Source organism: Desmonostoc vinosum (genome assembly GCF_059505385.1).
Window position 1 is genome coordinate 30,504 of sequence record NZ_JCACKM010000026.1, and the last position, 12,697, is coordinate 43,200.

The following is a 12,697-nucleotide window of genomic DNA, read 5'->3' on the forward strand; positions in this document are numbered from 1 at the left end:
AATGACACAAACATCTAAACAATTTAACCACAGTGAAGATATTGCCATAATAATGGTTAATAAAATTAAAAACTTTAATTCAGGTTTCCAAGAATATAATATTCGTGAATTAGTAAATGATACCGAAAAACTTGGTAAAGAACTTGCTAACAATCGGCTCAAAACCAATCAAATACGTAAATTTTTAGATGCTGTAAAACGTCTAAAATCTAATTTAGATAAAAATGACAAAAGAGAATTTGATGTTATTAAAGATGACTTAATTCTCTTACAACCTAAACTTGCTTATGCTGCGGCTCGACAACGAAAAAATAATAGAGATCTGGGGCCAGTTGCTCCTTTTAAGCAAGTATTGGACGCAGCAATACTACAGGTAAAAACAACAAAAGATTTTGACAGACTTGTTCAATTAGTTGAAGCAATTATTGCTTACCATAAAGCAGCAGGAGGAGAAGATCAATGACATTATCAACAAATAACTTTGAACAAAAAGAATTACTGGGAAAAGTAATAATTAACAGTAATTTGAAGTTAGAAACAGGTATTCATATCGGAGGTGGTGGTGAAAGATTAGATATTGGTGGACTAGATAAACCTGTTATCCGTAATCCTATTAATCGCCATCCTTATCTACCGGGTTCATCTATTAAAGGTAAGTTACGCTCCATTTTGGAGCGTTTATGTAAATTACCTCTAAACCGTCCAGGAGGTAGCGGTACTTATCGTTATGAAAGTGATGATTTAGTGGATGGTTATACAGAAATAAAAACAGATAATTCATCAATACTTGTTAGATTTGATGGTGCTAAAAACTGTAAGGTTTCTAGAATTTTTGGTTCGACTGGCGTTAATTTTTGGGGAAAGAGTGATGTTGTTAATCAGGAGAGATTAGAGCGAGTACCTAATGTTGAAGCGCGAATGATCATAAGACATAGTAGTGAGGAACATAGATTTGCACGATTTGAAACTCAAGCTACTCAAATCGGACACGGAGAAATACGAGAGCAGTACTTAAAAGTTAAAGGACGGAATGCACCAGCTCGTTTAATTGTCAGAGATTGCCATTTATCAGATGAGTCAATTAAATTACTGGAACGAGTTGATACTGGTTTATACATGACTGAGTGGAAATTTGAAAACGGTATTGATAGAGTGACAGCAGCCGCAAACCCCAGACAATTAGAACGCGTACCAGCAGGAGCAAAATTTAAGTTTGAATTAGTTTATACCGTAGAGAATGCAGAGCAAGCTATAGAAGATGTGCAAAATATTGCGATCGCTTTAGCCATTTTAGAAGATGATGCCCTCGGTGGACATGGTTCTAGGGGTTATGGCAAAGTCAGATTTCAAAACTTTGAGTTTTCCTATCGCAGCTTGGAACAATACCGTCAGATTACCAATACACCTGCTGGTACGTCGGGGTTACAGTCGTTGCAATCTGCCAACACACAAGCACTGTTAGATAACTTTGGAAGCTTGCGCGATTACATTGAACAGCGTTTACTGCCAGGGAATTGATCATGAGTGTTTGGAAATTAGTTAAACTCAATTTTGGGCGTAGTCCTGCTCACTTTGGGGAAGTAGGAATCGGTATTGAAGAAACAAGCGATCGCATTCGTTCAGATAGCTTATTTAGTGCCTGGATTAGTGCTTATGCGAGGTTATTTAGTAAACATGCAGTGGAGGAATTATTACAAAAGTTCCCCACACCAGAACAATCAAACTTAATCCCTCCATTCAGAATAAGTTCAACATTTATATATCGACAAGCAAGCGATCGCACAATTTATTATCTTCCCCGTCCACTAAAATTTCCTCATAATTACCCTGATGATGATCTAAAGTTTTTCAAAACTTATAAAAAACTCAATTATTTGCCTTTAGAAGTATGGCAAAGATGGTATCAAGGTCAAGGATTTGAAAAAGATGCTGATACTGATGAATTAATTGCTTATACAACCAATGGTAAATCCCAAGGAGAGCTAAATAAATTAGGAACATTTGAATACAAAAAATCCTTTAAAATTGACAAAGTTCCCAAAATTGCTGTAGATCGCGTTACCAGAGCTACAAACCTATATCATACTGGCTTTGTGCAATTCGAGTGGGATAAAAATCCATCTGGCTTATACTTTCTCTTACAGCTATCACAAGAAGGCGAGAAATTAGTAGATAAATTAGAAGCTGCCTTGCATTTTTTAGGAGAAGAAGGAATCGGAGGAGAACGTTCTAGTGGTGCAGGAAGATTTCAACTTGAGTGGTTAGAATTACCTGAAACTTGGCAACAGGTAGTAAATTCAGATGGAACTCACCACACCCTCATGAGTTTATTTTGGGAGTCATCCATACCAGATGAATTTTTAAATAACGCCTGTTACGAAATTCAAGAACGGGGTGGATGGATAGCAGAAAGTCAACTGCGTCGTCAAATGGTGCGAATGTTTAGCGAAGGTTCTGTTTTTCTCACATCACCACAAGGAAAGCTAATAAATGTTACACCTCATAACTTTAATAAACATAATATTTATCGTAGTGGTATTAGCCTAAGTCTGCCAATTCAAGCACAGGATAAATAACATGGTGGCTTCTCCTGAATTTGCTCTCAAAAAACCTGACTTATATCAATCAAAAAAGATACAGTTAACTAGTCCTATTTTACATATTGGTTCGTCTGTCTCCAGATTGAATCCTTTTGAATATGTGCAGACAGATAAAAAAGTCTATCTCGCCAATCAAGAGGCGCTAGCAAAAGCTTTAATCCACAAGGGAGGACGATTTTTAGATGACTATATTCAGGCAATTGAAGAACGTCAGGACATTAGCAGACTTTTAAAACAAGCATTTGGTTCTGATTGGTGGAATACTATCAACGCAAATGGAGAAGCAGTTTTTCCTAAAGACGCAATTAGCCAAAAATTGACAAGCGAAAGAATTACAGATTTACGTCCCATGATTCGTACTGGTATGGGACAATTATTCATTCCTGGCTCTTCAATTAAAGGTGCAATTAGAACTGCGATCGCATATCATTTACTTAAACATGCAGAAAAATATCAAGTCCCCTCATCAAAGCGGGTTAGCGAAATTGAGAAAACCTTGAGACAAAGGTTAGGACAACTTAACCAGTATCAGCAAAAATTTCTCGATGATGACCTGTTTATGGAGAATTTGTTTTCAGAATTTCGTCTCATATATCAAGATAGAAGCTTTTCCGGCAAAGGGCCAAATACAGACTTTTTAAGAGCGCTCAAAGTAACAGACTGTGAACCTCTTTTAGAGGATAAAATTAAAACTAAGAAAGGTCAAGAAATACCTATTAATATACCTGTTATCGCTGAGGTAATAATTTCTAGCAGATTTCCTGATTATTTGGCTAAGTATAAAGCACCTATTTATGCTGAAATGGTGCGGAATGTTCACACACAGTTTACTCTCACCTTAGATACAGAAATGCTTTCCTGGTTTAAGCACAAACAGGGAATGAAATTACCTTTTAATAACCTTGATGAACTCTTGCAAATATGTCAAGAGTTTACCCAAGAACAATGGGACTATGAACATGACTACTGGCAAGCGATTGAAAATAACCCTAGAGCATCTAATAGAAACTTAGATTTTAATTATATCCGTGAGTTTTACGAGCCAGAAAAATCTCCTTATAGCCTCAGATTAGGTTGGGGTAGTGGCATGACAGGAACCACAGTTGGTTTATGTTTTGACGACACTCTCAGAGCAGAAATCCGCGATACTTGTGGTATAAAAGCGCCAGGTTTTGAAGCCCCAAAATCTAGACGAACTGTAATGAATCCGAATGGCGAAATCAAATTTGTACCAGGATGGGTTAAATTCAAGACTTTATAATCATGCTGATTCATTCTACTTGGACATTAGGCGTATCCGAATCAACAGTTTTACCTCGTTCTTATGGGTTGGAACTAGTAAAACAACTTCATCAACAGCTATATATAGAAATGGGAAGCGAGGCAATACCCTCTATTTCTTGCTCAGGAATCATGGGTTTAAAATCCACATCTAAAGACTTTGTAACTTTTCATCCAGAGGAGTTTTATAAATTATCTATATGTGGATTACAACAAGTTTCAGCAAAAGCTATTTCTCATCTTAATCTTTCAGATTCACTGGAATTTTTAGGTGCCAAGTTTAATATTGTTAACCGTGAAGATGAAACCACAAGCTATGAAGAACTATACACCGAACTAGTAGCAAATGAACCAGAAGCAATCAGGCGATTTGACTTGCAGTTTCTCACTCCTACCTCTTTTGCTCAAGGTGGCGTGAGTTTACCCCTACCCGTACCAAACTTAATGTTTCGCAGTTGGTTAGAACGCTGGAATCATTTTGCACCTGTTTATTTAGGAGGTGATGAATTAATTGCTTACCTTAGCAATGCTACTATTCTCAAAAATCACAAAATTCAAACGCGAAGTTTGTCATTAAACAAAGGTTATGTAAATGGCTTTATTGGCGATGTAACATTACAGATTTTCAACCGGGTTGACCCTTTATTGGCAAATGTTGCTAATTTATTAGTTCAATATGCACGATTTGCGGGTACAGGAATGAAAACCCGTTTGGGTATGGGACAGACAGCAATATTAGAAGTAAATCAAAAAAACTAACTATGAAAAAAGTAATTACTTTTCTTGGTATAAATGCACGTGAAACTATGTATAGTTTTGAGAATAAAACTTATAAAGGCGAAGTTTTTGCTGAAGCAATACGCCAGTTTTGCGACTACGATACTATGTTAGTCTGTGTCACAACTGAGGCAAAAGAAAAAACTTTTCCTGTACTGGATAAATTGGGAGATCCACGTATAAAGCCGATTGATATACCAACTGGCGAAACAACTGAAGAAATGTGGCAAACTTTCAAAATTATTGCAGAACAAGTTAATGACAATGATTCAGTAATTTTTGATATTACTCATGGACTACGTTCTTTACCATTTCTCGTATTTTTATTTGCAGCTTACCTGAAAGCAGCTAAGGAAGTTAAAATTGAGGCTATTTATTATGGAGCATGGGAATTAGGTAATGCAAGAGATAGTATACCAGCACCAGTAATTAATTTATCAGAATTTGTAGGAATGCTTGATTGGTTAACAGCAACCGAACGCTTTGTTGAAATAGGGGATGGACAGGCATTAGCAAATTTAATCAAAAATGCTATTCCATCCGGTAATGAACTACGCGATAACCCCAGCAGCAGACCATTAAGAAATCACCTTAAAAAAGCTGCTGAAACTATTGAGAGTATTTCATTAGCTTTAAATATTACTAGACCAATTGAGACTATGCAATCAGCTACTCAGTTAGAGGAAACCTTAAAGCAAGCTGCACAAAGTTTTTCTCTACGAGCAAAACCGTTTGCACTTCTGGCAGATAAAATGATTGGAGAATATGGACAATTTGCTTTAAAAGATTCCACTGATAAATCTAATTTAGTTGAAAATCTTTGGTTACAGTTACAAATGATTGAATGGTATATTCAGCGAGATAAAGTTGTACAAGCAGTAACTTTAGCTCGGGAATGGTTAGTTTCTATATTAGTATTAAATTTTGGTTTTAGTGAATTTATGTTTGACCACGAAAAAGGACGGAAGTCTGTAGAAAATTCTTTAAATAATGCAGTTGAGAAACGTAAACCAGAACCACGTCCTATTACTCCTAGTGATTGTGATGAACAGTTTGAAGCTCTATCAAAGGCAGATGTTCTAGCAAAGATATGGGGACACATGACTGAGTTACGTAATGATATTGCTCATGTGGGTATGAAGCGTCAACCTCAAACAGCAGCCAAACTTAGACAAAAAGCCCAATCTATATATCCTCAATTACAAGAAATTGGGCAGGCACTATTACCACATATTGAAAATATTGATTGAATTTATATTAAAAAAAACAAAAAACGCAATCACATATTTTTGAAACTATGACTACTATACTTTCATATAATTTATAGTGTTTTCATCGCTATTGCTTAAAATAAAAATTTAGCTTATGCCTAAAATTCTCTTAGCCACAGTTGGTGGTTCCTTCCAACCTATTGTTACATCAATTCGCAGCCTCAAACCCGATCGCGTGATTTTTATTGCCTCAGATGGTGAAAAAGGCAGCAAGTCACAAGTAATTGGCGAGGGAACCCCTTGTGAAGTGCGACGCGGTACAGAAGTTATCGAAAAATTACCGAATATTCCTACACAAGTCGAATTAGGTGAAAATTTTCAAAGCGATCGCGATTTAATTCTCATCCAAAATCCTGACGATTTAGCTGAATGTTATCACCTTCCATACAAGTATATTTGTCAGCTACAAGAAAATTCTGACAATGAAATTTTTGCTGACTATACAGGTGGTACAAAAACTTTGTCTGCGGCGTTGGTTTTGGCGGCGGTTGATTGCGGAATTCCCCTATATCTCACCATCGCAGCTACTAGAGAAAATCTGGTGCGAGTAGAACGAGGAGAAATAACACAAAGAGTTGATACCAGTTTCAGATGTATTCATGGAAAATAGTCAGGTATTTTCTGACGTGCATACATGCGATCGCACCCCTTACCTTTTCCAAACTCCCGCAGTATCCTTAAACTATAACCATTTGCAGTTTTTCAAAACAGACCATGACCTTAGCTGCAAAACAACCTCAGCAACAACTCACCTTTAAAGAATTTCTGGAGTACGACTTTCCCGAAGAGGGTCGTTATGAACTAGTTAATGGCGATATTGTGCGGATACTACCAACACGCCAGCATGACAATACAGCAGATTTGATTACTAGAAAATTTGATAGAGAGGTTGAGCGTCTTCATCTTAACTACAGGGTGTCAGGTAGAATTATGATTAGAACTTTCACCCCAGAAGGTAAAGAACAAGGTCGCTTTCCAGATGTCAGTGTTGTAGATAAAGCACGATGGGACTCAAACCCTTTTGCTTACACAGCCTTTTTAGAACCACTGCAATTAGCTGTAGAGGTAGTATCTACAAATTGGGAAGATGATTATATCGATAAACTCGATGAATACCAACGCTTGGGTATATCCGAATATTGGATTGTAGATTATCTAGCTATCGGAAGCCGCAATTATTTGGGAAATCCAAAAGTACCAACAGTTTTTGTTTATCTTCTGGATGAGCATGGAGTTTATCAATTTACTTCCTACCGAAGTACAGATAGAATCGTATCGCGAACTTTCCCAGAACTGACGCTTACGGTTGAACAGATATTAGCAGCATAATTAAGAACTAATGGAAATTTCTCGACAGGTGTAGGCGATCGCTTTATAATCTACCAATCACCAATTTTTGGCAGGTCGAAGCGGGGACAAAAACCCCAGGGGCCCCGCCAAACTCCAGAACCTAGACAAATCAATAGTTTCAGTTTCAAGTTGTTTCAATTGGCAGTGTTTCAAGCTCGATTTTTGCTCTAAAAATTGAGTCCTGCCAAAATCATGTCTGAAGTCTGCTGCTGGATTGATTTTTAGAGGGCGGACTTTCAGCAACCTTACTCCCCGCAAGGGGATTGAAACATCGCACTGTAACTTCAGGTTCGACTACTTCAACTTTCAGCAACCTTACTCCCCGCAAGGGGATTGAAACAATCAAAATACAGGCACATTAGACATACACGAAGACCTTTCAGCAACCTTACTCCCCGCAAGGGGATTGAAACATGAATTTGCCTGCCGGGAGAAAATCTTGACTCTGACTTTCAGCAACCTTACTCCCCGCAAGGGGATTGAAACATAAGTACAGATATTTGAGTGAATTGGGATCTGGGGCTTTCAGCAACCTTACTCCCCGCAAGGGGATTGAAACATCGCACTGTAACTTCAGGTTCGACTACTTCAACTTTCAGCAACCTTACTCCCCGCAAGGGGATTGAAACCTGCATCACTTCGTGCAGTTGTTTGGGCGAAAGCTCTTTCAGCAACCTTACTCCCCGCAAGGGGATTGAAACTTGCCAGAGATATCGTACTCCAATAGTACTGCTGCGACTTTCAGCAACCTTACTCCCCGCAAGGGGATGGAAATACAATATAATACTTTATGATTTGCATAACATCCAGTAATGGCAAGAGCAAAAGCAAAGCTCAAATCAGAATCTTTTCTATCTATCCCTACGTGGACTGATGACACAGAACTGGTAGGATTGGTATTTGACCTTCAGCCAATAACCTCCACTTCCCTATACTCTCAGTACACTATTGGGCTTCATGCTTGGTTTCTTGACCAAGTACGGCAATTCAACCCTGAACTTTCCACCTACCTTCATGATGGAGAGTCAGAAAAGCCATTCAATATTTCAGCATTAGAAGGTCAACTCCTTCCCACTGGCAGACAGTTGCAATTAGAAGCAAATCAAATTTACCGCTGGCATATCAATGCTCTTTCTCAAAGAGTAGTAGAGTTTCTCGGTCAATGGTTAGCCCAATTACCAGCAATTTTAGATTTAAGAGATGCCCCTATGAGCATAAAACAGGTAAGTATTGCTCATCCACCGACTACCTACGGGCAATTATTACAGTCATCAACAGAAAAATATTCTAACGTTAATCTGAGTTTTGTCTCGCCTACTAGTTTTCGTCGTAAAGGTCATCATTTTCCCCTGCCTGTTCCTGTTAATCTTTTTCACAGTTACCTGCGTCGCTGGAATGACTTTTCGGGTATGACAATTGCACAAGAAGCTTTTCTCGACTGGATAGATGAGGGAGTTATCATTCACCAACACCGTTTGGAGTCGGTGAAAGTAGCGGCGGGTAAGCGGGGTTCGGTGACTGGGTTCACAGGGGCAATTGCTTGTGGTTTGAGTAAGGCAGCTTTGGCGAATTCTGAGTTTACGCGATTGTTTTATGCTTTGGTAAAACTTGCACCCTACTGTGGTACAGGGCATAAAACTACTTTTGGACTAGGACAAACTCGCTTGGAATGGGTGGAACAAGAAACAACCGTACCCACTCAATTGCTGACAAATATGTTAGGAGAACGCATAGATGAGTTAACAGTGCTATTTACTGCACAACGAAAACGTACAGGAGGCGATCGCGCTGATAAAATTGCCTCTACCTGGGCTACAATTTTGGCACGGCGAGAAATGGGCGAATCTTTACAGATGATAGCCCAAGATTTAGAGATGCCTTATACTACGGTGAAAACTTATGCAAAGTTAGCACGGCGGGCGCTTAGGGGAGAAGGGTGAGACAGATGAGGAATAAGTGACTAATTACAGTCTTTTTTCAACTCTTAACATGCGTTGATAAGATAACCATCCACCGAATACCATTACTAAAGCAAATACTAATAGAAACCAATAGTTTGATGCGATTTTATCAATATTTTCTGCTCTCGCTGAGACTGCTACTAGAGCTATATTCATGTGATAAATTGGGTTAAATTTGGCGATGTTAAGTAGTGTTTGAGGAAATAAGGAAGCGGGCAAAAATGCGCCACCGAGAATTAATAAAGGAACTCCAAAAGCGGCTACTAGTGCGTTCACATCTTCGATACGACGCGCCAACTGTGTACCCAAAATAAAGCCTAAACCAACGTAGGCGAGGATACTCATGAAAATAATTGCTAGTCCCAAGAAAATCGAACCCTTGAATGTAGCACCCCAAAATGCAGCGATAGTATAAATCAAAAGTGTTTGTCCTATGCCAATGCAGGTATGAGCCAGAAAAATTCCCAAAAAATAAGATATACCACTCAAAGGTGAGATAAATAAACGCTTCAGAGTTTGCTGTTCTCTTTCTGCAACGACGGTGGCGACACTACCACCTAAACAACTAAAAAATAGTGCCGCGCCTACTAATGTTGAAGGTGCAGCATATTCAAAAGCATTAGATATTGGAAGTTTTGCCCGTTCTGCCAAAATAAATCCACTGAGAACTAACACTGATATGGGAAAAATCGTCCAAAAAATCAGACTGCGCCTACGACGTAAAAGTTCAATCAAAATGCGCTGAGTTACAGCTATAGTTTCGCACCAATATTTCATTATTCAGGAACGGGGAATAGGGGAGATGAGGGAGAATAAATAATTACGAATTACGAACTTGTACTGAGCGAAGTCGAAGTATTACGAATTACGAATTACGTTAGCGTAGCGTTAGCGAGTCATCGATAGCGTTAGCGTAAAGCCTGCGGCATAGCTTCGCTTAGAGCGACGCAGGAGCGTCGCGTCATTACGAATTACGTTAGCGCAGCGGTAGCGAGTCCTCGATAGCGTTAGCGTTAGCGAAGCGGTAGCGAGTCCTCGAGCGTCAGCGGTAGCGAGGTACGAGCGTCAGCGTAAAGCCTGCGGCATAGCTTCGCTTAGAGCGACACAGGAGCGTCGCGTCATTACGAATTACGAATTAGAATCTCTGACCTGTGGTAAACTCTAATCTAATTTCTCCTTGGTCGCTGATTCCTAAGTCACCTCTAATTAGCCCAAAAGGTGAGTTTGCTCGCACTCCTAACCCATATCCGAAGCCACTTCCTGGTTTATCTCGCTGTACACCCGGTTCCCCTAACACTGTTTTGCTAGAACCGAAATCTGAGGCGAAGTCTGCAAAAACAACTCCTCCCAATGATTGGAAAATAGGGAAGCGATACTCTACAGAAGCTAAACCATAAGTACGACTATTGCCAACTTTACCATAACCGTAACCCCGTACTGAATCGAGTCCACCGAGAGCAAATGCATTAGCTGGTGGGAAATCTCCTATGAATGTGCCAAGTTGCAAGTTTATAGCTACCATTTCTGGATTTTCTGTTGATTGACCATTCCCTATTAAAGTGACTGGCACATACTGAATATAATTACCATGTAAGCGGTTGCTGGAAATACTGCCTAGTCCTATGGGTATTGCTTGTTCGGTACTGAAGGTGAGGATTGACCCTTGAGTCGGATTTTTACGCCGATCGCGATCATCTTTGGATACTATTAAGGATATTGTAAATAGGTCATCAATACCAGTACCACTCAGGGAAAGCGGATTTTCTAATTCATCTACCTGTACAACATTGTAATCGCGATCGCGTAGACTAATCCTAGTGTAGTTGAGACCTACTGCTGCATCCCAATCATCATAAGACCGTAAAACTGCTACAGAACCACCAAATCTGCCTTCTCTTACTCTATCACCATTAGCTAGTTTGATATCTTCGTCAAAAGTATCAGATAAATCTCGTTCTCGAAGGGCGCCTATGCTGTAACCTAAACGGTTTGGTTCTCCAGGACGATAACGGCTAACAAATTGGCTACTAAACTGGACATCTTTACCGCTGATTTGAATAGTTGTATTTAGCTTATCGTTCAGACCGCTGATGTTTGCATCTTCATAACCAACCTGACCATAAAGCCCAATATCATCGCTATTACCACCCCCAAAATTCAGAGAAGGAAAACGACGCTCTTTGATTTCATAAATGATATTAACACCAGATGCATCTTCTTCAAAGAAACCCTTGACTTCATCAAATGATTCTAACCTTCTAAGTCGCGCTAAGTCAGTTCTAAGTGTATCCTCACGAAATATTTGACCAGGTTTGAGCTTTAAAAGACTGAGGATAAAATCTTTTTGAGTACGTCCTGCGATCGCTTTACCTTGATCATCTACTAGCTTACCTTGATCGTCAACAAAACGAATTTGGATATCTTTGATAATTCTCTGGGAAAACTCAACAGCCTGCACACTTTCGAGCGTGGGTACTCCCACTACGGTTGAATCTACATAATTACCGTATTTAGCATACCCACCGTCTATAACAATCTCACTAACATCATCTTGAGTGGAAACCTGAAAGTCTGCAAGCGCCTGCCGATTTTCCCCACTCACTAACATCGCTACGATTAAAACTATATATCTTGGAATAGCCATAGGGAATGGGGAATTGAGAATTGTCATTTGTTATTCTCCGCGTCTCCGCGTCCCCCCGTCTCCGCGTCCCCTCACTCTCTCCCTCATCTCCCTCATCCCCCCATCCTCCAAATTACACTTTCAGTCCATCCAACAAAACAGAAATCATTTCATTCGCCATGACTTCCCCAGAGACAGCACTCGGTTTGGTGGTGACGAAGGGAATGGTTTCCATGACTGATAAAAAGAACCCTGCTAGCAGTTCGGGACGAGTATAGCGAATTTCACCTCGTTCTTGTGCTTTGATGAAGGTTTGTTTTATCGGTTCAAAAACAGATTGTTCTACACAAACTGCAAGCTTTTGCATATTATCTTCCCCCAAACAGGGCATATCAGTGTGGAACATACTTAAAAAATGAATGGGAGGTTGTGAAAGAAACCACCCCGAAACTGCATGAAGTTGCGATCGCAAATCACTGCCATTATGGTAAATTGCCTGCTGTAACCCTGCACGATGTCTCTCAAACATCCGCTCGGTGACAGCCACAAAAAGCTGCTCTTTACTAGGAAAGTGGTAGTATAACGATGCCTGACGAATTCCCACCTCAAAAGCTATATCCCTCATGCTGACAGCATTATAGCCTCGTGCGCGAAATAATCTTTCAGCCTCATCAACCAGCCGTTCTCGCCCACTAGAAGATTCTTCTTTCGTACAGCGGCGGTTATCTGCCATCCTTAATCTACCTAACGTTCAGTAGTCAATTATTAAATAATATATTAAACTGTCAAATAATCTTGTAATTTATTACCTCAAGTTTTGTAAATCTATGTTTG

The 12,697-nt window shown here is 39.5% G+C and carries 12 protein-coding genes and 1 CRISPR repeat array; of the genes, 9 read left to right on the top strand and 3 right to left on the bottom strand.

Annotation, left to right across the window (positions count from 1 at the left end; all coding sequences use genetic code 11):
- Position 1 precedes the first annotated feature (1 nt).
- The 9 genes from csm2 (at position 2) to cas6 (AC5JMF_RS03425) (ending at position 9,219) form a co-directional block, all read left to right on the top strand.
- Positions 2-463: a type III-A CRISPR-associated protein Csm2 gene (csm2, locus tag AC5JMF_RS03385; protein WP_495794309.1), complete on the top strand. Its 462-nt coding sequence runs from the start codon at positions 2-4 to the stop codon at positions 461-463.
- Complete coding sequence (gene csm3 / locus AC5JMF_RS03390; RefSeq protein WP_495794310.1) at positions 460-1,518, top strand: type III-A CRISPR-associated RAMP protein Csm3; 1,059 nt, start codon at positions 460-462, stop codon at positions 1,516-1,518. Before csm2 ends, csm3 begins: the two co-directional genes overlap by 4 nt.
- A 2-nt stretch (positions 1,519-1,520) precedes the next feature.
- Entirely contained in the window at positions 1,521-2,576 is a 1,056-nt protein-coding gene (gene csm4, locus AC5JMF_RS03395; protein ID WP_495794311.1) for a type III-A CRISPR-associated RAMP protein Csm4, read from the top strand.
- Between the two features lies 1 nt (position 2,577).
- Positions 2,578-3,861: a type III-A CRISPR-associated RAMP protein Csm5 gene (gene csm5, locus AC5JMF_RS03400; protein WP_495794312.1), complete on the top strand. Its 1,284-nt coding sequence runs from the start codon at positions 2,578-2,580 to the stop codon at positions 3,859-3,861.
- 2 nt (positions 3,862-3,863) lie between these two features.
- Entirely contained in the window at positions 3,864-4,640 is a 777-nt protein-coding gene (gene cas6, locus AC5JMF_RS03405) for a CRISPR system precrRNA processing endoribonuclease RAMP protein Cas6 (protein WP_495794313.1), read from the top strand.
- A gap of 2 nt (positions 4,641-4,642) precedes the next feature.
- Complete coding sequence (gene csx2 / locus AC5JMF_RS03410) at positions 4,643-5,908, top strand: TIGR02221 family CRISPR-associated protein (protein ID WP_495794314.1); 1,266 nt, start codon at positions 4,643-4,645, stop codon at positions 5,906-5,908.
- Between the two features lie 115 nt (positions 5,909-6,023).
- On the top strand, positions 6,024-6,539 hold the full coding sequence (locus AC5JMF_RS03415) for a hypothetical protein (RefSeq protein ID WP_495794315.1): 516 nt from the start codon (positions 6,024-6,026) through the stop codon (positions 6,537-6,539).
- A 104-nt stretch (positions 6,540-6,643) separates the two neighbouring features.
- Entirely contained in the window at positions 6,644-7,258 is a 615-nt protein-coding gene (locus AC5JMF_RS03420) for a Uma2 family endonuclease (RefSeq protein ID WP_495794316.1), read from the top strand.
- 254 nt (positions 7,259-7,512) lie between these two features.
- Positions 7,513-8,054: a CRISPR direct-repeat array (repeat unit 37 nt; unit sequence CTTTCAGCAACCTTACTCCCCGCAAGGGGATTGAAAC).
- A gap of 37 nt (positions 8,055-8,091) precedes the next feature.
- Positions 8,092-9,219: a CRISPR-associated endoribonuclease Cas6 gene (gene cas6, locus AC5JMF_RS03425; RefSeq protein WP_495794317.1), complete on the top strand. Its 1,128-nt coding sequence runs from the start codon at positions 8,092-8,094 to the stop codon at positions 9,217-9,219.
- A gap of 24 nt (positions 9,220-9,243) precedes the next feature.
- On the opposite strand, the gene AC5JMF_RS03430 is transcribed toward cas6 (AC5JMF_RS03425), so the two are convergent.
- The 3 genes from AC5JMF_RS03430 to AC5JMF_RS03440 form a co-directional block, all read right to left on the bottom strand.
- A complete protein-coding gene (locus AC5JMF_RS03430) occupies positions 9,244-10,017 on the bottom strand; it encodes an ABC transporter permease (RefSeq protein WP_495794318.1) in 774 nt (257 codons plus the stop codon).
- Between the two features lie 358 nt (positions 10,018-10,375).
- Positions 10,376-11,884 carry a BamA/TamA family outer membrane protein gene (locus tag AC5JMF_RS03435; RefSeq protein ID WP_495794319.1) on the bottom strand — a complete coding sequence of 503 codons (1,509 nt, stop codon included), beginning with the start codon at positions 11,882-11,884 and terminating at the stop codon, positions 10,376-10,378.
- Between the two features lie 112 nt (positions 11,885-11,996).
- A complete protein-coding gene (locus tag AC5JMF_RS03440; protein ID WP_495794320.1) occupies positions 11,997-12,596 on the bottom strand; it encodes a TetR/AcrR family transcriptional regulator in 600 nt (199 codons plus the stop codon).
- Positions 12,597-12,697 lie beyond the last annotated feature (101 nt).

Bases quoted from the DNA above. Each gene is read 5' to 3' on its own strand.
- csm2 (WP_495794309.1), top strand. From the start codon at position 2: ATGACACAAACATCTAAACAATTTAACCACAGTGAAGATATTGCCATA.
- csm3 (WP_495794310.1), top strand. From the start codon at position 460: ATGACATTATCAACAAATAACTTTGAACAAAAAGAATTACTGGGAAAA.
- csm4 (WP_495794311.1), top strand. From the start codon at position 1,521: ATGAGTGTTTGGAAATTAGTTAAACTCAATTTTGGGCGTAGTCCTGCT.
- csm5 (WP_495794312.1), top strand. From the start codon at position 2,578: ATGGTGGCTTCTCCTGAATTTGCTCTCAAAAAACCTGACTTATATCAA.
- cas6 (WP_495794313.1), top strand. From the start codon at position 3,864: ATGCTGATTCATTCTACTTGGACATTAGGCGTATCCGAATCAACAGTT.
- csx2 (WP_495794314.1), top strand. From the start codon at position 4,643: ATGAAAAAAGTAATTACTTTTCTTGGTATAAATGCACGTGAAACTATG.
- AC5JMF_RS03415 (WP_495794315.1), top strand. From the start codon at position 6,024: ATGCCTAAAATTCTCTTAGCCACAGTTGGTGGTTCCTTCCAACCTATT.
- AC5JMF_RS03420 (WP_495794316.1), top strand. From the start codon at position 6,644: ATGACCTTAGCTGCAAAACAACCTCAGCAACAACTCACCTTTAAAGAA.
- cas6 (WP_495794317.1), top strand. From the start codon at position 8,092: ATGGCAAGAGCAAAAGCAAAGCTCAAATCAGAATCTTTTCTATCTATC.
- AC5JMF_RS03430 (WP_495794318.1), bottom strand. From the start codon at position 10,017: ATGAAATATTGGTGCGAAACTATAGCTGTAACTCAGCGCATTTTGATT.
- AC5JMF_RS03435 (WP_495794319.1), bottom strand. From the start codon at position 11,884: ATGGCTATTCCAAGATATATAGTTTTAATCGTAGCGATGTTAGTGAGT.
- AC5JMF_RS03440 (WP_495794320.1), bottom strand. From the start codon at position 12,596: ATGGCAGATAACCGCCGCTGTACGAAAGAAGAATCTTCTAGTGGGCGA.